Here is a 22,440-nt window from a genome sequence, read left to right as displayed (position 1 = left end):
TCTTCAGTAACGGGCAGGTGTACGGCGCGTACGGAGTCGAGAGTAACCATGGCCCCTGCCGTCACTCGCGCGGAGGGTTTCCGTTGCGACACCCTCACGCCCGGAATTGTGGCTTCCGCCACAGCCACGCCGATCGTCGGCCTGATGGACTCGGCCTCGTGTCCGTTCTCCTGCTGCTCGTCCTGGTCGCCGTGGTCACGGCCGTCGTCCTCGGCCGGGGTGCCGGCACGTACGGGCGCCGCCCCTACCTCGCGGCCGGTCCCGCGGCCGCGGCGGCTCGCAGGCCGCCCAGGGCGGGGGCGCCCTTCCGTGCGGTCGCAGCGGTCGCCGGCGCGGGTGCCGTCCTGCTGTACGCCTGGGGCGCGCTGTGCGTGGGCTTCGCGGTGATGCAGGCCGAGGACGGCGGCACGGGCTCCTCGCCCATGCCCCCGTGCCGTTCCGGAGTCTCCCCGGAACAGGCCGGACGGGTGATCGACTACGAGGCCTCGCTCCTGCCGCCGCGCTTTCGCTGCGAGACCACCGACGGCGGCGGCTACGACTCCGCCGAGGTCCCCGGCTACGCCGGACCCGGGGCCGCCGTGCTCGCCCTGACCGCCGTCGCGGGCGCCGTGGCCGCTGGGTGGGCGACCGGGCGGCGTGCCCGCGCGAGCGCCCGGAAGGCCGTCCGGTGACCGGCCCTTCGAACACCCCGCCGCACCGGTCTAGGGTGCGGGACATGAGCGATCGCACGGTGCTGCACGTGAAGGGTCGGGTGCTGGTCGGACCGGAGGAGGTCCGCGACGAGGTGTGGGTGGTCGACGGCCGGATCTCCTACGACCGTCCCGCGGGCGCGGCCGACGTCCGCACCGTCACGGGCTGGGCGCTGCCCGGCCTGGTCGACGCCCACTGCCATGTCGGCCTCGACCGGCACGGGGCCGTCCCCGAGGACGTCGCCGAGAAGCAGGCGCTGACCGACCGGGAGGCGGGCACCCTCCTCATCCGCGACGCGGGTTCGCCCTCCGACACCCGCTGGATCGACGACCGCGAGGACCTCCCGAAGATCATCCGGGCCGGCCGGCACATCGCCCGCACCCGGCGCTACATCCGCAACTACGCCTGGGAGGTCGAGCCCGAGGACCTCGTCGCGTACGTCGCCCAGGAGGTCCGGCGGGGCGACGGCTGGGTGAAGCTGGTCGGCGACTGGATCGACCGCGACCTCGGCGACCTGTCCGCCTGCTGGCCGCGCGGCGCCGTCGAGGCGGCGATCGCGGAGGCCCACCGCCTGGGCGCCCGCGTCACCGCCCACTGCTTCGCCGAGGACTCGCTGCGGGACCTGGTCGAGGCCGGCATCGACTGCGTCGAGCACGCCACGGGCCTGACCGACGACACGATCCCCCTCTTCGCCGAGCGGGGCGTTGCCATCGTGCCGACCCTGGTCAACATCGCCACCTTCCCCGCGCTCGCGGACGGCGGCGAGTCCAGGTTCCCCCGCTGGTCCGCCCACATGCGCCGGCTCCACGAACGCCGCTACGACACCGTGCGGAGCGCCTACGACGCCGGCATCCCGGTCTTCGTCGGCACCGACGCGGGAGGCTCCCTGGCCCACGGCCTGGCCGCGGCGGAGGTCGCCGAACTGGTGACCGCCGGCATCCCGCCCGTCGAGGCCCTCGCCGCGACGACCTGGGCCGCCCGGCGCTGGCTCGGACGCCCCGGCCTGGAGGAGGGCGCGCCGGCGGACCTGGTGGTGTTCGACGAGGACCCGCGCGCGGACGTGCGCGTGCTCGCCGCTCCGCGCCGGGTGGTGCTGAACGGGCGGGTGGTCGGTTAGCCGTCCGGGGTGACGTCGGGGAACACCCGTGCCGGGAGATTCGAAAGCGCGGACGGAAACCCCACGAAGGGGTGAAGTGCCCCCGGATCGCTGACGGTCGGGCGGGCGCGAGGACATTCTGTCCGGGTCCCAAGCACGTCGCTCATGCGTGTCCCGCACGCATGTCTCACTGGGGGTCCCACCACCTTGAACGGCAACACCTTCCGCATGCCCGCACGCCGTCTCGTCACCGTCGCGGCGGCCACGGCCCTGGCCGCCGGTCCCGCGGTCCTGGCCGGCGCGGGCACCGCACAGGCGACCGGTGACCACGGCAGCGCGAGCGCCACCGTCCTGCGCACCGCGCTGGACGTGTCCCTGCTCAACAAGACCGTGAACGTCCCGCTCGAGGTCACCCTCAACGAGGTCCACGCGCCCGAGACGGCCCGGAAGACCGCGCTGACCGCACAGCTCGACGGCGTCGACGGCGGCAAGGCCTTCAGCGTGCTGCGGGCCGACGTGGCCGAGTCCAGCGCGACGGCGACCGCCGCCGGGAGCGAGGGCCGCACGAACCTCGCCCGCGCGCGGCTCCACGTCCCGGGCCTGCCGCTGCTGTCGGTGGTCGAGGTCGAGCAGGTCACCTCCACCGCGACGTGCGAGGCCGGGAAGAAGCCGGTCGCCGACGCGAACCTGCTGGGCGCGGTGACGGTCCTCGGCAAGAAGGTCACCCTGACCACCGGCGGGACGACGCAAGTGCGGGTGCCCGGTGTCGGCGAGGTGCGGCTCGACCTGTCCCGGACGGAGACCACCTCCCGTACGGCGGCGGCCACCGCGCTCGAACTCAAGGTGTCCGTCGACCCCCTCGACCTGAACGTCGCGGAGGTCGACGGCACCCTGACCCTGGCGAAGGCGACCTGCGAGTCCCCGGCGGCCCCCGAAGCGGAGCAGCCCCCGGCGAAGGCCGACGAGCCCCCCGCCGAGCAGGAAACCGAACCGGCCGCCGACGTGCAGCCCCAGGGCGCCCGCGCCGAGGCGGACCTCGCCGAGACGGGCGGCAGTTCGGCGACCCCGTATCTCGCCGCCGGGGCCGCGGCCCTGGTCCTGGCGGGCGGCGGCTCGCTGCTGCTGGCCCGGCGCCGACGGGGGTGACCTGCCGGGCGGTCGACCGCCGGCGGGGGTGAGGGCGACCGCGCGGGCCGGGCGGTGGAGGGCGCGCCGGGCCGTACGGCGGCGGCCGTCCTCCTGTGCCGCGCGGGCCGCCCGTGCCGAGCCGGGCGGCACCGCCGCGCACGTGGGGCGCGACGGTGCCGCCCTCCGGGGCCGGCGAGGTAAGCCCCCGCACGCCGCCCGGTCCGTACGCGCCGCCTCCCGTACGGGCAGAGGCCGGGCTGTGTGCCCTGCCGTCTCCTGTACGGCCGGGGCCGGGCTGTGTGCCCTGCCATCTCCGTACGGCTGAGCCTGAGTTGTGCGCCCCACCTCCCGCACGCTCAGACCGGGCTGTGCGCCCCCCGTGTGACTGCGGCCGGGCTGTGTGCCCTGCCGTCTCCCGTACGGCTGAGGCTGAGCTGTGCGCCCCCCTCCCGCACGTCTCAGACCGGGCTGTGGCCCCCCGCCCTCGTACGGCTCAGACCGGGCCGTAGGCCCCCGCCCCCTCCCGCACGGCTCAGACCGGGCTGTGGCCCCCCGCCCTCGTACGGCTCAGACCGGGCCGTAGGCCCCCGCCCCCTCCCGTACGGCTGAGGCCGGGCTGTGTTGCCTGCCCTCTCCGTACGGCCGGGGCCGGGCTGCGCGCCCCCGCCTGCCGCACGGCTCAGGCCGGTTCCGCCGCCGCTCGCCCCAGCGCCCGCAGGAAGCCGTCCGTCGTCGCCCGGTCCCGTACCGCCAGGCGCAGCCACTCCGCGCCCAGGCCCGGGAACGTGTCACCCCGCCGCACCGCGTACCCGAGACCGCGCAGCCGGTGGCGTACGGCGGTGGCGTGCGGGAGCCGGACGAGGACGAAGGGGCCCGCGGCCGGCCCGGCGACCCGCAGGCCGTGGGCGGCGAACTCCGCGAGCCCGGCGACGAGATGCGCCCGGTCCGCGGCGATGCGGTGCGCGGCGTGGGCGGCCTCCGCCCGGGCCCGCGGCGCCACGCACGCCTCGGCGGCCGCCAGCGCCGGCGTGGACACGGGCCACAGCGGCTGGGCGCGTTCCAGCTCCGCGATCGTCTCCGGGGCCGCCAGGACGTACCCGATGCGCAGCCCGGCCAACCCCCACGTCTTGGTGAGGCTGCGCAGGACGACCAGCCCGGGCACGTCGGTGCGCCCGGCCAGCGCCTCCCGCTCACCCGGCACCGCGTCCATGAAGGCCTCGTCCACGACCAGTGTCCGCCCGGGGCGGGCCAGTTCCGTGATCGTGGCCGCCGGATGCAGCACCGACGTCGGGTTCGTCGGGTTGCCGATCACCACCAGGTCGGCCTCCTCGGGCACCACGGCCGCCTCCAGCCGGAAGCCGTCCGCCTCCCGCAGCAGCACCCGGCCGACCGTGTGCCCCGCGTCCCGCAGGGCCGCCTCCGGCTCCGTGAACTGGGGATGCACCACGACCGGCCGGCTCACCTTCAGCGCGCGCGCCAGCAGCACGAACGCCTCCGCCGCGCCCGCCGTCAGCAGCACCCGTTCCACCGGCAGCCCGTGCCGCGCCGCCACCGCAGCCCGCGCGGCCCGCCCGTCCGGGTAGGCCGCGAGGGAGCCGAGCGAGGCGGCGACGTGCTCGCGCAGCCAGGCCGGGGGCGTGTCCGCGCGGACGTTCACCGCGAGGTCCACCAGCGTCGAGCCGTCGTCGCGGACCTCGGCGTCCCCGTGGTGCCGCAGGTCGAGATCCACGGCCGGACCCTCAGTGCGCGGGGGAGTGTGCGTGTCCATGCCCGTGATGGTGCCCGTGGTGGTGATGGCCGTCGTCGTCGGGGTGGAAGTGCGGCTGCTGCGGCAGCCCCACCTTGTCCTCGAACCCGGGCAGCGCGATCCGGTACACACAGGAGTCGCAGTTCATCCGCAGGTCGCCCTTGACGGCCTCCTCGTACCGCTCCCACACCAGGTCCAGCAGCTCCGGCTCCGGCCCGATGACGTCCGCCGAGCGTACCTCGGCCTCCGGGCGCGCCGCGGCCCACTCCTCGGTCTGGTGCCGGACCCGGTCCGGGAGGATGCCGGTGAACAGGAAGTACGGCAGGACCACGATCCGCCGCGCCCCCAGCCGCACACACCGGTCCAGGCCGCCCGGCACGTCCGGCTTCGCCAGCGACACGAACGCCGTCTCCACGGCCCCCCACCCGCGCCCCTCCCACAGCAGCCGCGCCGCCTTGAACACCTCGGCGTTGGCGTCCGGGTCCGTGGAACCGCGCCCCACCAGCAGCACGGTCACCTCCGAGCGGTCCCAGGAGGGATCGACGGCCTCCTCCAGGCGCCGCTCCAGCACCCGCAGCAGCGCGGGGTGCGGGCCCAGCGGACGCCCGTAGGTGTACGAGATGCCGGGGTGGCGTTCCTTCTCGCGGGACAGCGCCGCCGGGATGTCGCCCTTGGCGTGCCCCGCGGACACCAGCATCAGCGGCACCGCGGCGAACCGGCGCACCCCGCGCTCGACCAGCTCGGCCACCGCCTCGCCCAGCGGTGGCGGCGACAGCTCGATGAAGCCGCCCGCGACGGGCAGTTCGGGGTGGCGGCGGCCCAGCTCGCGCACGAAGTCGCGGAACGCCTCGGCTCCGGCCTCGTCCCGGGTGCCGTGTCCGGCGATGAGCAGGGCGGGCGGGGTCGTCACAGTTTCTCCTCGGGTTCCTCGGACGGAAGGGGGTGGTACAGCAGGGCGTTCAGCGCGGCCGCGGCGACCGCCGAACCGCCCTTCTCGGACACGTTGCTCACGGCGGGCAGCCCGCTCTCCCGCAGTGCCGCCTTGGACTCGGCCGCCCCGACGAAACCGACGGGCAGCCCGATGACGAGCGCGGGGGAGGCGTCGAGGGTGAGCAGTTCCTCCAGCGCGGTCGGCGCACAGCCGATCACCCAGAGCGCGCCGGGCCCGACCTGCTCGTACGCCAGCCGCATCGCGTGCGCCGAACGGGTCAGCCCGGGACCGGCGACGGCGTCCTTCAGCCGGCACACGGTCTCCCGCCGGGTGATCCCGGCCGCGACCATCTCCACGTCCACGACGACCGGCGCCCCGGCGTGCAGCGCCGCGTGGGCCCTCGTCAGCGTGCTCTCGTCGAGGACGAGGTCAGAGGCGTACTCCAGGTCGGCCGCGGAGTGGATGACCCGCTCGACGACCGCCCGGGTCAGGGGCGGGAAGGGCGAGGTGTCCAGCCGGGCGCGCAACCGCCGGAAGGACTCCTGCTCGATGGGGTGCACGACCCGGCTCACTCGGATCCCTCCTGCCAGCGGTAGCCGCGCGGCGTCACCATGCGCCCGGCGATCTCCCGGGTCGCGGTGTTGCCCACCGTCACGACCGTCATCATGTCGACCGTCGCCGGGTCGAGGCCGGCGAGTGTGGTCAGGCGGCTGGACTCGTCGGCGCGCGACGCGTTGCGCACGACCCCGACCGGCGTCGTCGGCTCCCGGTGCTCCGCGAGGATCGCCAGCGCCTTGGGCAGCTGCCAGTCCCGGCCCCGGCTGCGCGGGTTGTAGAACGTCACGACGATGTCCGCCTCGGCCGCCGCCCGCACCCGCCGTTCGATGACCTCCCACGGGGTGTGCAGGTCGGACAGGCTGATCGACACGTGGTCGTGGCCGAGCGGCGCGCCCAGGATCGCCCCGGCCGCCAGCGCCGCCGTCACCCCGGGCACCCCGACCACGTCGATGTCGTCGGACGCCTCCGCGAGCGCCGGTGACGCCATGGCGTACACCCCGGCGTCCCCGCTGCCGATCAGGGCGACGGCGTGTCCGCGCCGGGCCTGTTCGACCGCGGTCCGGGCCCGCTCCTCCTCGGCGCCGAGCCCCGACTCCAGGACCCGGGTGCCGGGCCGCAGCAGGTCGCGGATCTGGTCGACGTACTGGTCGAGACCGACCAGCACCGAGGCCCGCCGCAGCTCGGCCTGCGCCCGCGGCGTGACCAGGTCCCGGGCGCCCGGCCCGAGCCCGACCACCGCGAGCCGCCCGCGCCCCGGCCGCCGTACGACGGCGCAGGTGGCCATCGCCGGACTGGACGCCGACTTGCGCTTGGGGACGAGCAGTTCGCCGCCCCGCACCAACGCCGCCGCCTCCGCGACCGACGGCGTGCCGACCGCCGCGAGCGGGGCGTCGGAGGGGTTGGGCACCTCGACCTCCGCCAGTTCGCCGGCGGCGTACGTCACCAGCGGCACGCCCAGCCGCTCGGCGGCCCCGACGATCCCGGGCTCCTCCGCCTTGGCGTCCACGGTGGCCAGTTCGGCGACCGACGCGGCGGAGAGTCCGGCGTCCCGCAGCGCCTCCTCGACCAGCCCGAGCACCTCGTCGACCGGGGCCCCCTTGGAGGCGCCGACGCCGACGACCAGGGACGGCGGACGCAGGACGGCCTCCCGCTCGGCGGGTTCCACCAGACGGTCGGTCAGCCGGACCGTGTACGCACCCTGGTCGGTGACGGGCAGCGGCGGCAGGGGCCACCGCACCTCCGCCCGCAGGGCGACCGGCTCACCGTCGAGCAGGGCCCGCGAGACACCGGCGACATCGCCCTCGACGGGCATCCCGAGGGTGTCCAGCCCCGGCAGTCCCACGGCGTCCGTAGCCGTCGTCACCACCGGTTCGGCGCCCAGTACCCCGGCGACCGCGACGGCGAGGTCGTTGGCGCCGCCCCCGTGGCCGCCGACCAGCGACACGGCGAACCGCCCGCCCTCGTCCACGCACACGACCCCCGGGTCGGTCCGCTTGTCGTCCAGCAGCGGCGCCACGAGCCGGACGACGGCCCCCGTGGCCAGGAAGCACACCAGCCGCTCGCACTCGGCGAACGCGGTCCGGACGGCGTCCGCGACGGGACCCTCGTACACGCGCGTGCGGTCCGGCCAGGCCGCGGCCAGCCGGTCCCGCGCGGCCGCTCCCGCCGCGGTGGCGGAGATGAGGCCGATCAAGGGGCAACTCCTTCGGTACGGCTGTGCGGCCTGACGCCCCACAGCAGGAACACGGGATTGGCCGCCGCGAGCCGGGTCACGTCCCCCGGCAGCGGGGCGAGCCGGGACGACTGCAACAGCACCCCGTCGCACTCCAGCCCGGCGTCGAGCAGTGCCCGGCGCGCCGCCGGCACCCGGTCCAGCGCGGCCAGGGCGACGACCACGGCGCGCCGGGTGCGCCGGGCGCACGCCGCGACGATCGCGGGCAGTTCGCGCCCGCCACCGCCGACGAACACGGCGTCGGGGTCCTCCAGGTCCGACAGCGCCCCGGGCGCCGTGCCGTGCACCACGCGGACGTCGACGCCGTGTGCGGCGGCGTTGGCGCGGATCCGCTCGACACCGTCCGGCGTCTTCTCCACGGCGTCGACGGCGGCGCCCAGCCGCGCGCACTCCACGGCCACGGACCCCGAGCCGGCCCCGACGTCCCACACCAGGTCACCGGGGCGCGGCCCGAGCCGGGCCAGCGCCAGCGCCCGCACCTCGAACTTGGTGATCATCGAGTCGCGGTGGGCGAAGTCCGTCTCGTCCAGTGCCCAGCCGGCCCACCCGTCCGGCGCGGCCCCGCGGACCGGTCCGGCGGGTACGTCCGGTCCCACCGGAACGGTCCGTACCCGTCCCGTGGTCCCCGGCCGCGCCCCGGCGATGGTCCGCACCGGCCCCAGCGCCCGCGCCTCGTCCAGGCACAGCACCACGCTCACCGCCGCCCCCCAGTCCCGGCCGGCGGCCTCGGCGGGCGTCACCCGCTCCACGCGCTCCCGGGCGGAGCCCAGCGCGGTGGCGACGACCAGGACCCGCTCGTCGCCCCCCAGCGCGGCGCCCAGCTCCGCCGGACCCGCCCCGGGCCCGGTCAGCACGGCGACCTTCGGGTGCGCCCGGCACACGTTGACCGCCGTCCGCAGGTCCCGCCCGTGCGCGCTGGCCACCACGGCGTCGTCCCACGGCAGTCCGGCCCGCGCGAACGCGGCGGCGACGGACGGGACACCGGGCCGGACGTCGAGCCGCTCGGGCCCGAACCGCTCGGCCAGCGCCCGCACGATGCCGAAGAACCCCGGGTCACCGGAGGCCAGTACGGTCACCGGCCGCCCCGCCGCGACGTACTCCGCGACCGTGTCGAGGGCCGGCGCCAGCGCCCCGAGGACGACCCGCTCGGCCCCCCGCGGCAGCCGTACGGCGTCCAGATGGCGCCGCCCGCCGACCACCAGCGCGGCGTCGGCGCCGACGGCGTCGGCGGGTGGCTCGCCGGCCCCCATGCCCACCACCGTGATCACGTGCCGGCACCCCGCCTGCGCAGCTCCCTGCGCGCCTCGGGGTCGGCCTTGCGATAGCCGTGGAAGTGCCCCGGGTGGTACAGGTGCGAGCGGGTGCCGTGCGCGTCCAGGGCCGGGCCGACCAGGAACAGGGTGTGCTTCCAGAGCTTGTGCTCCTTGACCGTCTCCTCCAGCGTGCCGATCGTGCACCGCACGACCAGCTCCTCCGGCCAGGTGGCCTGGTAGGCGACGACGACCGGCGTCTCGGTCGGGTAGCCGCCCTCCAGCAGCTCGCGCACCAGCTGGCCGCTGCGGGCCGCCGACAGGAAGACCGCCATGGTGGTGCCGTGCTTGGCGAACTCGCGGACCTCCTCCCCGGGCGGCATGGGCGTCTTGCCGCCGCCGAGCCGCGTCAGGACGACGGACTGCGCGACCTCCGGAATGGTCAGCTCCCGCTGCGCGAGCGCGGCCACCGCGGAGAACGCGGAGACGCCGGGCACGACCTCGGTCGCGATGCCGATCTCCGCGCACCGGTCGAGCTGCTCCTGCGTCCCGCCCCACAGGGCAGGGTCGCCGGAGTGGATGCGGGCGACCCGCAGCCCTTCCGCACGGGCCCGCCGGTAGACGGCGACGACGTCCTCCAGCGACATCGTCGCCGAGTCCAGGATCTCCGCGTCCTGACGCGCGTGCCGGAGCACCTCCTCCTGGACCAGGCTGGCCGCCCAGATCACGACGTCGGCCTCGGCGATGGCCCGCGCGGCGCGGAACGTCAGCAGGTCGGCGGCGCCGGGGCCGGCACCGACGAAGGTCACCTTGCCGGTGGGCTCCCCGGCCGGGGAAGCGGGGGACACCTCGGGAGTCACGGAGGCCTCGGAAGCCATGGGGACAGGTCCTCTCCTACTACGCATACTTACTGCGGTTGCTGCTGTCGTGCGCACGGATGCGCGCCCTGATCGGATAGCAAGGGCCCATGGCGGTCTTCGTCGCGCTGGGCGCGTTCCTGATGACCCTGGCCGGTGGCTGGACGGCACAGCGCGTGACCGACCGGCGTCACCTGGTCCTGGGGCTGGCCGGTGGCCTGATGCTGGGCGTGGTCGGCCTCGACCTGCTGCCCGAAGCCCTGGAGGCGGCGGGCGACGAGGTGTTCGGCGTGCCGGCGGCGCTGCTGCTCTTCGTCGCCGGGTTCCTGTTCGCACATCTGGTGGAGCGCCTGCTGGCGGCCCGCCGCGCGGCGCACGGCGCCGACGAGCACGGGCACCGTTCGCCCCAGGTGGGCCTGACGGCCGCCGCCGCGATGGTCGGGCACAGCGCGATGGACGGCGTGGCGATCGGCGCGGCCTTCCAGGTCGGCGGCGGCATGGGTGCGGCGGTCGCGATGGCCGTGATCGCCCACGACTTCGCGGACGGCTTCAACACCTACACGCTGACCAGCCTGTACGGGAACGCCCGCCGCCGGGCCGTGGCCATGCTGTTCGCCGACGCCTGCGCCCCCGTGCTCGGCGCGGCCTCGACCCTGCTGTTCACCATCCCGGAGCAGGCCCTGGGCGCCTACCTCGGCCTCTTCGGCGGCGTACTGCTCTACCTCGCCGCGGCCGAGATCCTCCCCGAGGCCCATCACGAGCACCCCGCCCGCTCGACCCTGCTGTGCACGGTCGCGGGCGCGGCGTTCATCTGGCTGGTGGTGGGCGTCGCCGAATGAGGCGCCCCCGCCGGAATGGCTCACAGCTTCCCGCCCCGGCCGCCCTCGCGCCGGGCGGGAGCGATGAGCGTCGACAGGTAGGGCAGCGGGGCGCCGTCCAGTTCCGCCGCCGCCCGCACGGACTCCTCCGGCAGTCCCAGCGCCGACCCCCACACCGCGTCGTCCAGCCGCCCGGTCTCCCGCAGCGCCTCGGCGACCTCGGCGGCCTGCCGGCCGAACTTGTAGGCGACGACCGTGCCGGGCCCGTTCAGCGCGTCCTTGAGCACGGCGGCCCCCGCGGTCACCGGCACCAGCGTCAGCGGCTCGGTGCCCTCGGTCAGCACGGCACCCGACCGGGCCGCGAGGTCCTGCATGGCGGTGATGCCCGGCACGGTCTCCACGAGGGTGCCGGGCACCAGCTCGCCGACGGTCTGCGCAAGGTACGTGAAGGTCGAGTACACGTTGGGGTCGCCGATGGTCGCGAAGGCCACGGTGCCGTGCGCCCGCAGGAGCCCGGCCACCCGCTGCCCGGCCGCGTCCCAGGCCGCCTCGCGGCGGGCCCGGTCGGTGCGCTCGTTCAGCGCGAACACGACGCGGACGACCTTCTCGGCGGGTGCGTAGTGCAGCACGGTCGCCTCGGCCCGCCCCCGCTCCCCGGTGTCCATGACGGGGACGACGACGACGTCTGCGGCGCGCAGCGCGTTGACGCCCTTGACGGTCACCAGCTCGGGGTCCCCGGGCCCGACCCCCACTCCGACCAGCCTGCTGCTCATGACGTCCGGCACCTCTCCACGAACCGACGGGCGACACCGGGCTCGGACGCCCAGTGCGTGTGCAGATAGCTCGCGTGCACACCGCGTTCCACGAATCCCTCGACGCGCCGCTCGGGCGCCCGCATCCCCCACGCCGCGGCCGCCCCGGCCCCCGGCTCCACGACCGTCCGGTGGAACTCGTGGCCCCGCATCCGCGTCCCCGCGACGGCCAGCGCGCTGTCGCTGACGGCCACGGCGTCCCGGTAGCCCAGCGTCAGCCGCCCGGACATCCGCGCGGAGGCGTCCAGCACCCCGCACATGGGCGCCCCGTCCAGCTCCCGGCACAGGTACAGCAGCCCCGCGCACTCGGCGGCGACGGGGGCGCCGCTCAGCGCGAGTGCGGCGACGGCCCTGCGCAGCGGCTCGTTGGCCGACAGCTCGGCGGCGTACACCTCGGGGAACCCGCCGCCGACGACCAGCCCGGCGGTCGCCTCGGGGAGTTCCTCGTCCCGCAGCGGGTCGAAGGTGACGACCTCGGCCCCGGCGGCGGCGAGCAGTTCGGCGTGCTCGGCGTAGGAGAACGTGAAGGCCGCACCACCGGCGATCGCGACGCGCGGTGGTGACTTCCGGTCCGACCGAGCCGGGCCGTGGGTGGGCTCGGGGGTCCAGGGGGCCACGCCCCCCGGCAACGGCCCGGCAGCCCGCGCCAACGCGACCAACGCCTCCAGATCACAACCGTCGGAGACCTGCGCCGCCATCGCCGCCACGGCGTCGACCGCCTCCGCCCCCCGCTCGGCGACCGGCACCAGTCCCAGATGCCGCGACGGGGTGGAGACCTGCGGCGCCCGCCGCAGCACCCCCAGCACCGGCACCCCGACGGCGTCGAGCGCCTCCCGCAGCAACGCCTCGTGCCGGTCCGACCCCACCTTGTTCAGGATCACGCCCCCGATCCGCACCTCCGGGTCCCAGGACGCGAACCCGTGCACCAGGGCCGCCACCGACCGCGACTGCGACGACGCGTCCACGACCAGCACGACCGGCGCCCGCAGCACCTTCGCGATCTGCGCGGTGGACGCCAGCTCGCCTTCGCCCGCGGCCCCGTCGTACAGCCCCATCACGCCCTCGACCACGGCGATGTCGCACCCGCGCGCCCCGTGCAGGAACAGCGGCCCGACCAGCTCGGGCCCGCACAGGTAGGCGTCGAGGTTGCGCCCCGCCCGGCCGGTGGCCAGGGAGTGGTACCCGGGGTCGATGTAGTCGGGCCCGACCTTGTGCGGCGACACGGCGAGCCCCCGCGCCGTGAGCGCGGCCATCAGCCCGGTGGCGACGGTGGTCTTGCCGCTGCCCGAGGAGGGCGCGGCGATGACCAGCCGGGGCACGGACGACGAAGCGGACGAGGACGAGGTCACCACTCGATGCCCCTCTGCCCCTTCTGCCCCGCGTCCATCGGATGCTTGACCTTGGACATGTCGGTGACGAGGTCGGCGAGGTCCACCAGCCTCTCCGGCGCGTTCCGCCCGGTGATCACGACGTGCTGGGTCCCGGGCCGGTCGCGCAGCACCGACACCACCTCGTCGGTGTCGACCCACCCCCAGTGCATGGGGTAGGCGAACTCGTCCAGCACGTACAGCCTGTACGTCTCGGCCGCCAGGTCCCGCTTGACCTGCTCCCAGCCCTCCCGGGCCTTCTCCTCGTTGTCCATCTGCGCGTCGCGCTGGACCCAGGACCAGCCCTCGCCCATCTTGTGCCAGTCGACGGTCCCGCCCTCGCCGCTGGCGCCCAGCACGCGCAGGGCGTTCTCCTCGCCGACCTTCCACTTGGCCGACTTGACGAACTGGAACACCCCGATCGGCCATCCCTGGTTCCAGGCGCGCAGCGCCAGCCCGAAGGCGGCGGTGGACTTGCCCTTGCCGATGCCCGTGTGCACGACGACCAGCGGGCGATTGCGCCGCTGACGGGTCGTCAGTCCGTCGTCGGGGATCACACTCGGCTGTCCCTGCGGCATTACGCGGCCCTCCTGCTGCCCTGAACGTCCTTCACCAGACCGGCGATCGAGTCCGCCCGCAGCTCGTCGAGCGTCACCGCCGTACCGCCCAGCTCACCCGCCAGCCGCCCGGCCAGCCCCAGCCGCACCGGCCCCGACTCGCAGTCCACGACGACGGAGGCGACCCCGTCGGCCGCGAACAGCCGCGCCGCACGCGAGGCGAGCGAGACCGGCTCCGGACCGCCGGTGGCCCGTCCGTCCGTCACCACCACGACCAGCGCCCGCCGCGCGGGGTCCCGCAGCCGCTCGACCCGCAGCACCTCGTGGGCCCTGAGCAGCCCGGCCGCCAGCGGCGTACGGCCGCCCGTCGGCAGCGACTCCAGCCGGGCCGCCGCCGCGTCCACCGACGAGGTCGGGGGCAGCGCGACATCGGCGGCCGAACCCCGGAAGGTCACCAGCCCCACCTTGTCCCGCCGCTGGTAGGCGTCGAGCAGCAGCGACAGCACGGCACCCTTCACGGCGCTCATCCGCTGCCGCGCCGCCATCGACCCGGAGGCGTCCACGACGAACAGCACGAGATTGCCCTCGCGTCCCTCCCGGGTCGCCTGCCGCAGGTCGTCCCGGCGCACCACCAGCCCGGGCCCGCTCCGGCCCCGCGCCCGCTGGTGCGGGGCGGCCGCCCGCACGGTGGCCGCCAGGTGCAGCTTGGTCAGCGCTCCCCGGGGCCGCCGCGCCCCGGTGGTCCGCCCGTGCTCGGTCCGCGCCCGCGAACGCCGCCCGGCGGCACCCTCACCCAGCCCCGGCACGCTCAGCACCTTCGTACGGAAGGGCTCGGCGGCACGCGCCGGGGACTGCTCGCCGGCGCCTCCACCGCGGGGCTGCGGTTCCCCGTCCTCCCCCGCCTCGGGGCGCGCGGCGGTGTCGCCGTCGCCCTGCGGGGCGTCGTCGGGCTCCGGCTGCCCTCCGGGGCCGCCGGGACCGTCCGGACCCGGGTCCGGATCGTCGTCGCCGTCCCCGTCGCTCTCGCCCGGCCCACCGAACTCCTCCAGCGTCTCGTCGAGCTTGTCCTCGTCGAGACCCGGCGCGTCGAACGGGTTGCGCCGCCGCCGGTGCGGAAGGGCCAGCAGCGCGGCCTGCCGTACGTCCTCGGCGAGCACGTCGGTCCGCCCGGCCCAGGCCGCCAGCGCGGTCGCCGTCCGCGCCATCACGATGTCGGCCCGCATGCCGTCCACCTCGAAGGCGGCACAGGTCGCCGCGATCTGCCGGAGCGCCCCGTCGCCGAGCCGCACCGACGGCAGCAGTTCCCGCGCCGCCGTGATCCGCGCCCGCACGGCGGCCTCCTCGTCGGCCCAGCGCGCGGCGAAGGCGGCCGGGTCGTCGTCGTACGCCAGCCGGCGCCGGACGACCTCCACCCGCTGGTCGGGCTCGCGCGAGGCCGCGACCTCGACGGTCAGTCCGAACCGGTCGAGCAACTGCGGCCGCAGCTCGCCCTCTTCCGGGTTCATGGTCCCGACGAGCAGGAACTTCGAGGCGTGCCGCACCGACACGCCCTCGCGCTCGACGTAGGAGGCGCCCATCGCGGCGGCGTCCAGCAGCAGGTCCACCAGGTGGTCGTGGAGCAGGTTGACCTCGTCGACGTAGAGGATCCCGCGGTGCGCGTCGGCCAGCAGGCCCGGCTCGAAGGCCTTCACGCCCTCCGCGAGCGCCCGCTCGATGTCGAGGGCGCCCACCAGCCGGTCCTCGGAGGCGCCGACGGGGAGCTCCACCATCCGCGCCGGGCGCGAGACGCGGGCGCCCGGCTCGTGCGGGCCGTCCGGGCAGGCGGGGTCGGGGGCGTCCGGGTCGCAGGAGAAGCGGCACCCGGAGACGACGTCCACCTGCGGCATCAGCGCCGACAGCGCCCGCACGGCCGTGGACTTGGCGGTGCCCTTCTCGCCGCGCACCAGCACCCCGCCGACCGCCGGGGAGACGGCGTTCAGCAGCAGCGCGAGCCGCAGGTCGTCCTGGCCGACGACGGCCGTGAACGGGAACGGGGTACTCACTGGTCGTCGCCCTCCGAGTCGCCTTCGAGATCGCCTTCGAGTTCCAGATAGGTGGCGCGCAGCCGCTCCAGCGTCTCCGCGTCCGGCTCGGCCCACAGACCGCGCTCGGCGGCCTCCAGCAGCCGCTCGGTGATGCCCCGCAGCGCCCAGGGGTTGGACTTCTTCATGAAGTCCCGGTTCTCCGGGTCGAAGACGTACTCGGCGCTGAGCTTCTCGTACATCCAGTCGTCCACGACCCCGGCCGTGGCGTCGTACCCGAAGAGGTAGTCCACGGTGGCCGCCATCTCGAAGGCGCCCTTGTAGCCGTGGCGCCGCATCGCCGCCATCCAGCGCGGGTTGACCACGCGGGCGCGGAAGACGCGGTGCGTCTCCTCGCCCAGCGTCCGCGTCTTCACCTGGTCGGGGGTGGCGGAGTCACCGACGTACGCCTCCGGGCTCGTGCCCGTCAGGTGCCGCACCATGGCGACCATGCCGCCGTGGTACTGGAAGTAGTCGTCGGCGTCCACGAGGTCGTGCTCGCGGGTGTCCACGTTCTTCGCGGCCACCGCGATCCGCCGGAACGCCGTCTCCATGTCCCCGCGCGCCGCACGCCCGTCGAGCCCGCGCCCGTAGGCGTAGCCGCCCCACACCGCGTACACCTCGGCGAGGTCCGCGTCGGAGCGCCAGTTGCGGGCGTCGATCAGCGGCAGCAGGCCGGCCCCGTACGCACCCGGCTTGGAGCCGAAGATGCGTGCGGTGGCCCGGCGCCGGTCGCCGTGCTCGGCGGTGTCCGCGTCGGCGTGGGCGCGGACGTAGTTCTGGTCGGCGGGCTCGTCCAGCTCCGCCACCGCCCGCACCGCGTCGTCGATCAACCCCACGACGTGCGGGAACGCGTCCCGGAAGAAACCGGAGATGCGCACGGTGACGTCGACGCGCGGCCGGCCCAGTTCGGCCGGGGGCACGATCTCGAAGCCGGTCACCCGGCGCGAGGCGTCGTCCCAGACGGGACGGCAGCCCAGCAGCGCGAGGATCTCGGCGATGTCGTCGCCCTGGGTGCGCATCGCCGACGTGCCCCACACCGTGAGGCCGACGGACTTCGGGTACTCACCCGTGTCCTGGAGATAGCGCTGGATCAGGGAGTCCGCGAGGGACTGGCCGACCTCCCAGCTCAGCCGGGACGGGATCGCCTTCGGGTCGACGGAGTAGAAGTTCCGGCCGGTCGGCAGCACGTTGACCAGTCCGCGGGTCGGCGAACCGGACGGTCCGGCCGGGACGTAACCGCCGTCCAGGGCCCGCAGGATGTGCCCGATCTCGTCCGTCGTCCGGGCCAGCCGCGGCACGACCTCCCGGCAGGCGAACTCCAGGACCGCGACCGCCTCGGGCAGCTCCGCGCCCAGCACCTCCCGCACCAGGGCGGGGACGGCCGTGACGTCCCAGTCCCGGGACTCCATCCCCTCCGCGCACCGCCGGCACAGCTGCTCCAGCAGGTCGACCGCGTCGGCGGCCGAGCGCGCCGGACCGTCCACCAGGCCGGTCAGTTCCACCGGCACCTTCGCCGGGGCGCCCGGCTCGGCCAGCAGTTCCTTCTCCACCAGCCCGAAGTGCTCGGCGAGGGACGCCCGCAGCCCCGGCAGCGCGTTCGCCTGCCCGCCCCACACCTGCGAGGCGCGCAGCACCGCGAGGACGAGGTTCACGCGCGGCTCGCCGACCGGGCCGCCGCCGAGGATGTGCAGGCCGTCACGGATCTGCACGTCCTTGATCTCGCACAGGTAGCCGTCGATGTGCATGACGAACTCGTCGAACGCGTCGTCGTCCGGCTGGTCGTCCACGTGCAGGTCGTGGTGGAGTTCGGCCGCCTTCACCAGCGTCCAGATCTGCGCCCGGACCGCCGGCGCCTTGACCGGGTCCAGGTCGGAGACGAGCGCGTACTCGTCGAGCAGCTGCTCCAGCTTGGCCAGGTCGCCGTAGGTGTCGGCCCGCGCCATCGGCGGGACGAGGTGGTCGACCACCGTGGCGTGGCCGCGCCGCTTGGCCTGGGTGCCCTCGCCGGGGTCGTTGACGATGAACGGGTAGACCAGCGGCAGGTCGCCCAGCACGGCGTCCGGCGCGCACCCCGCGCTCAGCCCGAGGCCCTTGCCGGGCAGCCACTCCATCGTGCCGTGCTTGCCCATGTGCACGATCGCGTCGGCGCCGAAGCTGTCGTCGAGCCACCGGTAGGCCGCCAGGTAGTGGTGGGACGGCGGCATGTCGGGGTCGTGGTAGATCGCGATCGGGTTCTCGCCGAACCCGCGCGGCGGCTGGATCATGACGACGACGTTCCCGAACCGGAGGGCCGCCAGCACGATGTCGTCCCCGTCGACGTACAGCGAACCCGGCGGCTCGCCCCACGCCTCGGTCATCGCGTCCCGCAGCTCCGGGTCCAGCTTCTCGAACCACGCCCGGTAGTCGGCCAGCGGCACCCGCGCCGGCGCCGCGGCCAGCTGGTCCTCCGTCAGCCACTCGACGTCGTGGCCGCCCGCCTCGATCAGCCGGTGGATCAACTCGTCGCCGCCGGACGGGTAGTCGGTGAGCGAGTACCCCGCCTCCCGCAGCGCGTCCAGGACCCGGACCGCCGACGCCGGCGTGTCCAGCCCCACCGCGTTGCCGACGCGGGAGTGCTTGGTCGGGTACGCGGTGAAGACCAGGGCGAGCCTCTTGTCCGCGTTCGCCTTGTGCCTGAGCGCGGCGTGCCGCACGGCGATGCCGGCGACCCGCCCGGCCCGCTCGGGGTCGGCGACGTAGACGGGGACGTCGTCGGGCCCCTGCTCCTTGAAGGAGAACGGCACGGTGACCAGCCGCCCGTCGAACTCCGGGATCGCGACCTGCATCGCCGCGTCCATGGGGGAGAGGGCGGCGTCCGAGGCCTCCCAGGCGGCCTTCGACGAGGTCAGGCAGAGCCCTTGCAGCACCGGGACGTTCAGGTCGGCCAGCGCTCCGATGTCCCAGGCCTCCTCGTCGCCGCCCGCCGAGGCCTGGGAGGCGTGCGTGCCGCCGGCCGCGAGGACGGTGGCGACCAGGGCGTCGGCCCGGCCCAGCAACTCGTACAGCCCGCCGTCCGCGCCGCGCAGCGAACCGCAGTACACGGGCAGCGCGTTGGCGCCGTGCGTCTCGATCGCGTCGCACAGCGTGTCCACGAAGGCGGTGTTGCCGCTCAGCTGGTGGGCGCGGTAGAAGAGCACGCCGACCGTCGGGCGGCCCTCGGTGAACGGGCGCTCCCCGTGGACGCCGTACTCCGGCATCTTCCGCGGCTCGTCGAAGCCCTCGCCGGTCAGCAGCACGGTGTCGGAGAGGAACCGGGCGAGCTGGGTGAGGTTGTCGGGCCCGCCCTCGACCAGGTAGCGCAGCGCCTCCGCCACCACCCCGGCCGGCACCGACGACTCGGCCATCAGCTCCGCGTCCGGCACGCTCTCGCCGCCCAGCAGGACCGTGGGGACACCGGCGGCCTTCAGCGCGGCGAGCCCGTCCTCCCAGGCGCGTTTGCCGCCCAGCAGCCGGACGACGGCGAGGTCGGCGCCCTCGACGAGCGCGGGCAGCTCCTCGCGTACGTCGACCCGGGTGGGGTTGCCGATCCGGTACCCGGCGTCGGAGGCACGGGCCGCCAGCAGGTCCGTGTCGGCGGTCGACAACAACAACACAGTGCTCATGCGGGTGCTCCCGGTGGAATGAAGGGCAGTCCTTGCGGCGCGCCGGACTCGATGAGCCGCCACAGCGCGTCCGTGTCCGCGTGGTGTTCGATCAGGTCGCCGAGCAGGTCGAGCTGCTCCTCGCGCAGCGCGGCGAACGAGGTGTCGGGGGCCGGCACGAAGCGGCGGCCCGCGGCGGCGGCCACCTCGCGCAGGAACGCCCGCCGGAAACCGTCCGACTCCAGCGAACCGTGCCAGTGCGTGCCCCAGGTCGGGCCGACCCGGCAGCCGTCCAGGAAGGCCTCGCCACCCAGGACCTCGGCGACCCCGTGGTGGATCTCGTACCCCTCGACGTGCTCGCCGAGGGCCTCGCCCACCGGCCGGGTGAGGGTCTTCTCGCGGGCGAACCGCACCCGCACGGGCAGCAGTCCGAGCCCGTCCACGTGCCCGGCGCGCGACTCGACCTCGTCCTCGATGTGCTCGCCGAGCAGCTGGAAGCCACCGCAGATCCCGAGCACCGGGCGGCCCGCCGCGGCCCTTCGGACGAGCGCGTCCGCGAGCCCGCGCTCCCGCAGCCACCGCAGGGCCCGGACCGTTCCGCGGGTCCCCGGCACGATCACGAGATCGGCGTCGGCGAGTTCCTCCGGCCGGTCCACGAACCGCACCACGACCCCCGGTTCGGCGGCCAGCGCGTCCACGTCCGTGAAGTTGGACATCAGCGGAACCGCGCAGACGGCGACCCGCAGCACGTCCTCGCCGACCGGCGGCGCGACGACGGACTCCCGCACCGTCCCGCGCAGGGAGACGCGCAGTCCGTCCTCCTCGTCGATCCCGAGCCCGTGCCGGAAGGGCAGCACGCCGTACGTCCGCCGCCCGGTGAGCCCGTGGAGCATGTCCAGGCCGGGCTCCAGCAGCGACACGTCGCCCCGGAACTTGTTGACGAGGAACCCGGCGACCAGCGCCTGGTCCTCGGGCGACAGCAGGGCCACCGTGCCGAAGAAGGAGGCGAAGACGCCGCCGCGGTCGATGTCGCCGACGACCACGACGGGGAGCCCGGCGCCCCGGGCGATCCCCATGTTCACGATGTCGGTCCGGCGCAGGTTGATCTCGGCCGGACTGCCCGCCCCCTCGCAGATCACCGCGTCATACGTGCCCCGCAGCTCGGCCAGACAGTCCAGCACCGTGCCGAGCAACTGCCGCTGCCGCCCGCCGTGGTAGCCGCGGGCGCTCATCTCACCGACCGGCTTGCCGAGCAGCACGACCTGGCTGCTGCGCTCCCCGCCCGGCTTCAGCAGCACCGGGTTCATCAGCGCGGTGGGCTCCACCCGGCACGCCTGCGCCTGCATGGCCTGCGCCCGCCCGATCTCCGCGCCCTCGCGGGTCACGAAGGAGTTCAGCGACATGTTCTGCGCCTTGAACGGCGCCACCTTGACGCCCTGGCGCACCAGCCAGCGGCAGATCCCGGCGGTGACGACGCTCTTGCCGGCGTCGGAGGTGGTACCGGCGACGAGGAGGCCACCGCTCATGAGTCACGTCCCTTCGTGAGTGCCCGGCGGGCGAGCAGCCGCGCGCCCGCGCACACGCCCAGCGCCAGCCAGCCCACGCGCCGGGAGAGCCGGACGGCCCGGTCGATGTCGCCGGAACCGGCCAGGACGGCGCGACCGGCCGCCCCGTTGAGGACGGGCCGGTGCTCCACCCGCCCGCCGTAGGAGAGCGTGCCGCCGAGCCGCACGCCGAGGGCGCCCGCGAACGATGCCTCCACGGGACCCGCGTTGGGGCTCGGATGCCGTCCGGCGTCGGCACGCCACGCCCGCACGGCGCCCCGCGGGTCGCCGCCGGCCACGGTGGCCAGGACGGCGGTCAGACGGGCGCCGGGCCAGCCCGCGAGGTCGTCGAGCCGGGCCGAGGCCCAGCCGTAGCGCCGGTACCGGGCGGACTTGTGGCCGACCATGGCGTCCAGGGTGTTCACCGCCCGGAAGCCGAGGAGCCCGGGCACTCCGGCGACGGCGCCCCACACGAGGGCGCCCACCACCGCGTCCGAGGTGTTCTCGGCGACGGACTCGACGACGGCCCGGGCGATTCCGTCGGCGTCCAGGGCCTGCGGATCCCGTCCGCACAGGTGCGGCAGCCGCGCACGGGCCGTCTCGACGTCCCCGGCCTCCAGGGCCCGCCCGATCGAGCGGGCCTCCCGGGCGAGCGAGGTCCCGCCGACGACGGCCCAGGTGGCGGCGCCGGTCAGCGCGACGGAAGCGGCGGGGGAGCGGCGTACGGCGCGTGCGGCGGCGGCCCCCAGGGCGACGGCGCCACCGGCGCACACGCCGGTGTGCAGCGCGCCCCGGCCCCGGTGGTCACGCCACAGCACCCGTTCCACGGCACCGGCGGCACGGCCGAACGCGGCGACCGGGTGCCCGCGGCGCGGATCGCCGAGGAGGAGGTCGCCGAGAAGGCCGGCGGCGGCGCCGTACGCGAAGACGCGTTCGGCGCGCACGGCTCAGCCGGCCGCGGGGCGGGGAGGTGTGGGACCGGCGTTCCCGGAGTCACCGGGGTGGCCGGAGTCACCGGGGCAGCGGGTGTCGCCGGGAGGGGCGGAGTACCCGGGGTGGGCGGAGTGCCCGGGATACCGGGACCCGCCGGGGTACCTGCAGGAGCAGCCGCGCATGGCGATACGTCCTCACTCAGGGTGTCCGCGCCCTGGTTGGAAGAGACCGGCGGTGAGAGTTCCTGGCTCCCGGGGATCAGCTCCCCGGTCACAGTGGCGGGACCGCGCCGGATTCGCACCGGGCTTCCTCTCCTGCCGCCGTACTGGCTCCGGAAGTCCACCACGGCCCGCGAACACCCGTCAACCTGGCGTTGACCTGCGGCGGGGGAGTGTGCGAAGGCCCACACACGGGCGGTGTGCGCCGGCACGGGAAGAGGCGGGGTGCGGGACGGTTGGAGTCCGTCCCGCACCCCGCCTCACGGGTGTGCGGCGATCGTCAGGCGACGATCAGGTAGATGCCGTACGCCACCGCCGCCGCGCAGGCCGCGAAGCACGCGTACGCGCCGGTGACCGCGAGGGCCGCGGAGCCGCCCTGGGCGGTGGCCCGCTCCTGGCGGGAGAGGCCGACGATGCCGAGGGTGAACAGGCCCACCAGGACCACGGTGGCCACGAGGCTGACCCCGAAGACGGAGCCGAGAGCTGCCCAGTCGATGCTCATGGAGGTTCGCTTCCTTC

At 75.3% G+C, this 22,440-nt stretch carries 18 protein-coding genes and 1 riboswitch; of the genes, 4 read left to right on the top strand and 14 right to left on the bottom strand.

Going from position 1 to position 22,440, the window contains the following annotated elements:
- The first annotated feature begins 158 nt into the window (after positions 1-158).
- The 3 genes from SAM23877_RS09030 to SAM23877_RS09020 all read left to right on the top strand — a co-directional run bounded on the left by SAM23877_RS09030 (position 159) and on the right by SAM23877_RS09020 (position 2,932).
- The gene (locus SAM23877_RS09030) at positions 159-671 is read left to right on the top strand and encodes a hypothetical protein (protein WP_053128728.1); all 513 of its coding nucleotides are present in this window, start codon (positions 159-161) and stop codon (positions 669-671) included.
- A gap of 44 nt (positions 672-715) precedes the next feature.
- Positions 716-1,807, top strand: a complete 1,092-nt coding sequence (locus tag SAM23877_RS09025) for an amidohydrolase family protein (RefSeq protein ID WP_053128726.1) — start codon at positions 716-718, stop codon at positions 1,805-1,807.
- A gap of 186 nt (positions 1,808-1,993) precedes the next feature.
- Positions 1,994-2,932, top strand: a complete 939-nt coding sequence (locus SAM23877_RS09020) for an SCO1860 family LAETG-anchored protein (RefSeq protein WP_053128724.1) — start codon at positions 1,994-1,996, stop codon at positions 2,930-2,932.
- A 661-nt stretch (positions 2,933-3,593) separates the two neighbouring features.
- Here SAM23877_RS09020 and cobC read toward each other — a convergent pair.
- From cobC to cobM, 6 genes are read right to left on the bottom strand one after another with little or no spacing between them, the layout of a single operon-like run.
- Positions 3,594-4,682 (bottom strand): Rv2231c family histidinol phosphate aminotransferase CobC, encoded by a 1,089-nt coding sequence (gene cobC, locus SAM23877_RS09015; protein ID WP_053128717.1) that lies wholly within the window; start codon positions 4,680-4,682, stop codon positions 3,594-3,596.
- Positions 4,654-5,571: a sirohydrochlorin chelatase gene (locus SAM23877_RS09010; RefSeq protein WP_053128715.1), complete on the bottom strand. Its 918-nt coding sequence runs from the start codon at positions 5,569-5,571 to the stop codon at positions 4,654-4,656. The genes cobC and SAM23877_RS09010 overlap by 29 nt, the downstream gene beginning before the upstream one ends.
- Positions 5,568-6,164 (bottom strand): precorrin-8X methylmutase, encoded by a 597-nt coding sequence (locus tag SAM23877_RS09005; protein ID WP_053128713.1) that lies wholly within the window; start codon positions 6,162-6,164, stop codon positions 5,568-5,570. The genes SAM23877_RS09010 and SAM23877_RS09005 overlap by 4 nt, the downstream gene beginning before the upstream one ends.
- A complete protein-coding gene (gene cobJ, locus SAM23877_RS09000) occupies positions 6,161-7,843 on the bottom strand; it encodes a precorrin-3B C(17)-methyltransferase (RefSeq protein WP_053128711.1) in 1,683 nt (560 codons plus the stop codon). Before cobJ ends, SAM23877_RS09005 begins: the two co-directional genes overlap by 4 nt.
- Positions 7,840-9,150 (bottom strand): bifunctional cobalt-precorrin-7 (C(5))-methyltransferase/cobalt-precorrin-6B (C(15))-methyltransferase, encoded by a 1,311-nt coding sequence (locus SAM23877_RS08995; RefSeq protein ID WP_053128709.1) that lies wholly within the window; start codon positions 9,148-9,150, stop codon positions 7,840-7,842. The genes cobJ and SAM23877_RS08995 overlap by 4 nt, the downstream gene beginning before the upstream one ends.
- On the bottom strand, positions 9,147-10,010 hold the full coding sequence (gene cobM, locus SAM23877_RS08990) for a precorrin-4 C(11)-methyltransferase (protein ID WP_235614538.1): 864 nt from the start codon (positions 10,008-10,010) through the stop codon (positions 9,147-9,149). Before cobM ends, SAM23877_RS08995 begins: the two co-directional genes overlap by 4 nt.
- 89 nt (positions 10,011-10,099) lie before the next feature.
- Here cobM and SAM23877_RS08985 point away from each other — a divergent pair, with 89 nt between their 5' ends.
- Complete coding sequence (locus tag SAM23877_RS08985) at positions 10,100-10,828, top strand: ZIP family metal transporter (protein WP_053128707.1); 729 nt, start codon at positions 10,100-10,102, stop codon at positions 10,826-10,828.
- A 20-nt stretch (positions 10,829-10,848) separates the two neighbouring features.
- On the opposite strand, the gene cobI is transcribed toward SAM23877_RS08985, so the two are convergent.
- From cobI to SAM23877_RS08945, 8 genes are all read right to left on the bottom strand, one after another.
- The gene (cobI, locus tag SAM23877_RS08980) at positions 10,849-11,580 is read right to left on the bottom strand and encodes a precorrin-2 C(20)-methyltransferase (RefSeq protein WP_079030662.1); all 732 of its coding nucleotides are present in this window, start codon (positions 11,578-11,580) and stop codon (positions 10,849-10,851) included.
- Complete coding sequence (locus SAM23877_RS08975; protein WP_053142304.1) at positions 11,577-12,968, bottom strand: cobyrinic acid a,c-diamide synthase CobB; 1,392 nt, start codon at positions 12,966-12,968, stop codon at positions 11,577-11,579. The genes cobI and SAM23877_RS08975 overlap by 4 nt, the downstream gene beginning before the upstream one ends.
- Entirely contained in the window at positions 12,965-13,564 is a 600-nt protein-coding gene (gene cobO, locus SAM23877_RS08970; protein ID WP_053128703.1) for a cob(I)yrinic acid a,c-diamide adenosyltransferase, read from the bottom strand. Before cobO ends, SAM23877_RS08975 begins: the two co-directional genes overlap by 4 nt.
- Positions 13,564-15,585, bottom strand: coding sequence for a putative cobaltochelatase (locus SAM23877_RS08965; RefSeq protein WP_053128701.1), 2,022 nt, complete (start codon positions 15,583-15,585; stop codon positions 13,564-13,566). The genes cobO and SAM23877_RS08965 overlap by 1 nt, the downstream gene beginning before the upstream one ends.
- Positions 15,582-19,247 carry a cobaltochelatase subunit CobN gene (cobN, locus tag SAM23877_RS08960; protein ID WP_053128699.1) on the bottom strand — a complete coding sequence of 1,222 codons (3,666 nt, stop codon included), beginning with the start codon at positions 19,245-19,247 and terminating at the stop codon, positions 15,582-15,584. Before cobN ends, SAM23877_RS08965 begins: the two co-directional genes overlap by 4 nt.
- Positions 19,244-20,752, bottom strand: a complete 1,509-nt coding sequence (locus tag SAM23877_RS08955; RefSeq protein WP_053128697.1) for a cobyric acid synthase — start codon at positions 20,750-20,752, stop codon at positions 19,244-19,246. Before SAM23877_RS08955 ends, cobN begins: the two co-directional genes overlap by 4 nt.
- On the bottom strand, positions 20,749-21,714 hold the full coding sequence (locus SAM23877_RS08950) for a cobalamin biosynthesis protein (protein WP_053128695.1): 966 nt from the start codon (positions 21,712-21,714) through the stop codon (positions 20,749-20,751). The genes SAM23877_RS08955 and SAM23877_RS08950 overlap by 4 nt, the downstream gene beginning before the upstream one ends.
- Before the next feature lie 208 nt (positions 21,715-21,922).
- A riboswitch (cobalamin riboswitch) is annotated at positions 21,923-22,062 on the bottom strand.
- 139 nt (positions 22,063-22,201) lie between these two features.
- Complete coding sequence (locus SAM23877_RS08945; protein ID WP_053128693.1) at positions 22,202-22,423, bottom strand: hypothetical protein; 222 nt, start codon at positions 22,421-22,423, stop codon at positions 22,202-22,204.
- Positions 22,424-22,440 lie beyond the last annotated feature (17 nt).

The organism is Streptomyces ambofaciens ATCC 23877, assembly GCF_001267885.1.
GTDB lineage: Bacteria > Actinomycetota > Actinomycetes > Streptomycetales > Streptomycetaceae > Streptomyces > Streptomyces ambofaciens.
The sequence above is the reverse complement of the archived record's forward strand: the minus strand, read 5'-3'. Positions and strand labels throughout refer to the sequence as shown.

Bases quoted from the DNA above. Each gene is read 5' to 3' on its own strand.
- SAM23877_RS09025 (WP_053128726.1), top strand. From the start codon at position 716: ATGAGCGATCGCACGGTGCTGCACGTGAAGGGTCGGGTGCTGGTCGGA.
- cobC (WP_053128717.1), bottom strand. From the start codon at position 4,682: ATGGACACGCACACTCCCCCGCGCACTGAGGGTCCGGCCGTGGATCTC.
- cobM (WP_235614538.1), bottom strand. From the start codon at position 10,010: ATGGCTTCCGAGGCCTCCGTGACTCCCGAGGTGTCCCCCGCTTCCCCG.
- SAM23877_RS08985 (WP_053128707.1), top strand. From the start codon at position 10,100: ATGGCGGTCTTCGTCGCGCTGGGCGCGTTCCTGATGACCCTGGCCGGT.
- cobI (WP_079030662.1), bottom strand. From the start codon at position 11,580: ATGAGCAGCAGGCTGGTCGGAGTGGGGGTCGGGCCCGGGGACCCCGAG.
- cobO (WP_053128703.1), bottom strand. From the start codon at position 13,564: ATGCCGCAGGGACAGCCGAGTGTGATCCCCGACGACGGACTGACGACC.
- cobN (WP_053128699.1), bottom strand. From the start codon at position 19,247: ATGAGCACTGTGTTGTTGTTGTCGACCGCCGACACGGACCTGCTGGCG.
- SAM23877_RS08955 (WP_053128697.1), bottom strand. From the start codon at position 20,752: ATGAGCGGTGGCCTCCTCGTCGCCGGTACCACCTCCGACGCCGGCAAG.
- SAM23877_RS08945 (WP_053128693.1), bottom strand. From the start codon at position 22,423: ATGAGCATCGACTGGGCAGCTCTCGGCTCCGTCTTCGGGGTCAGCCTC.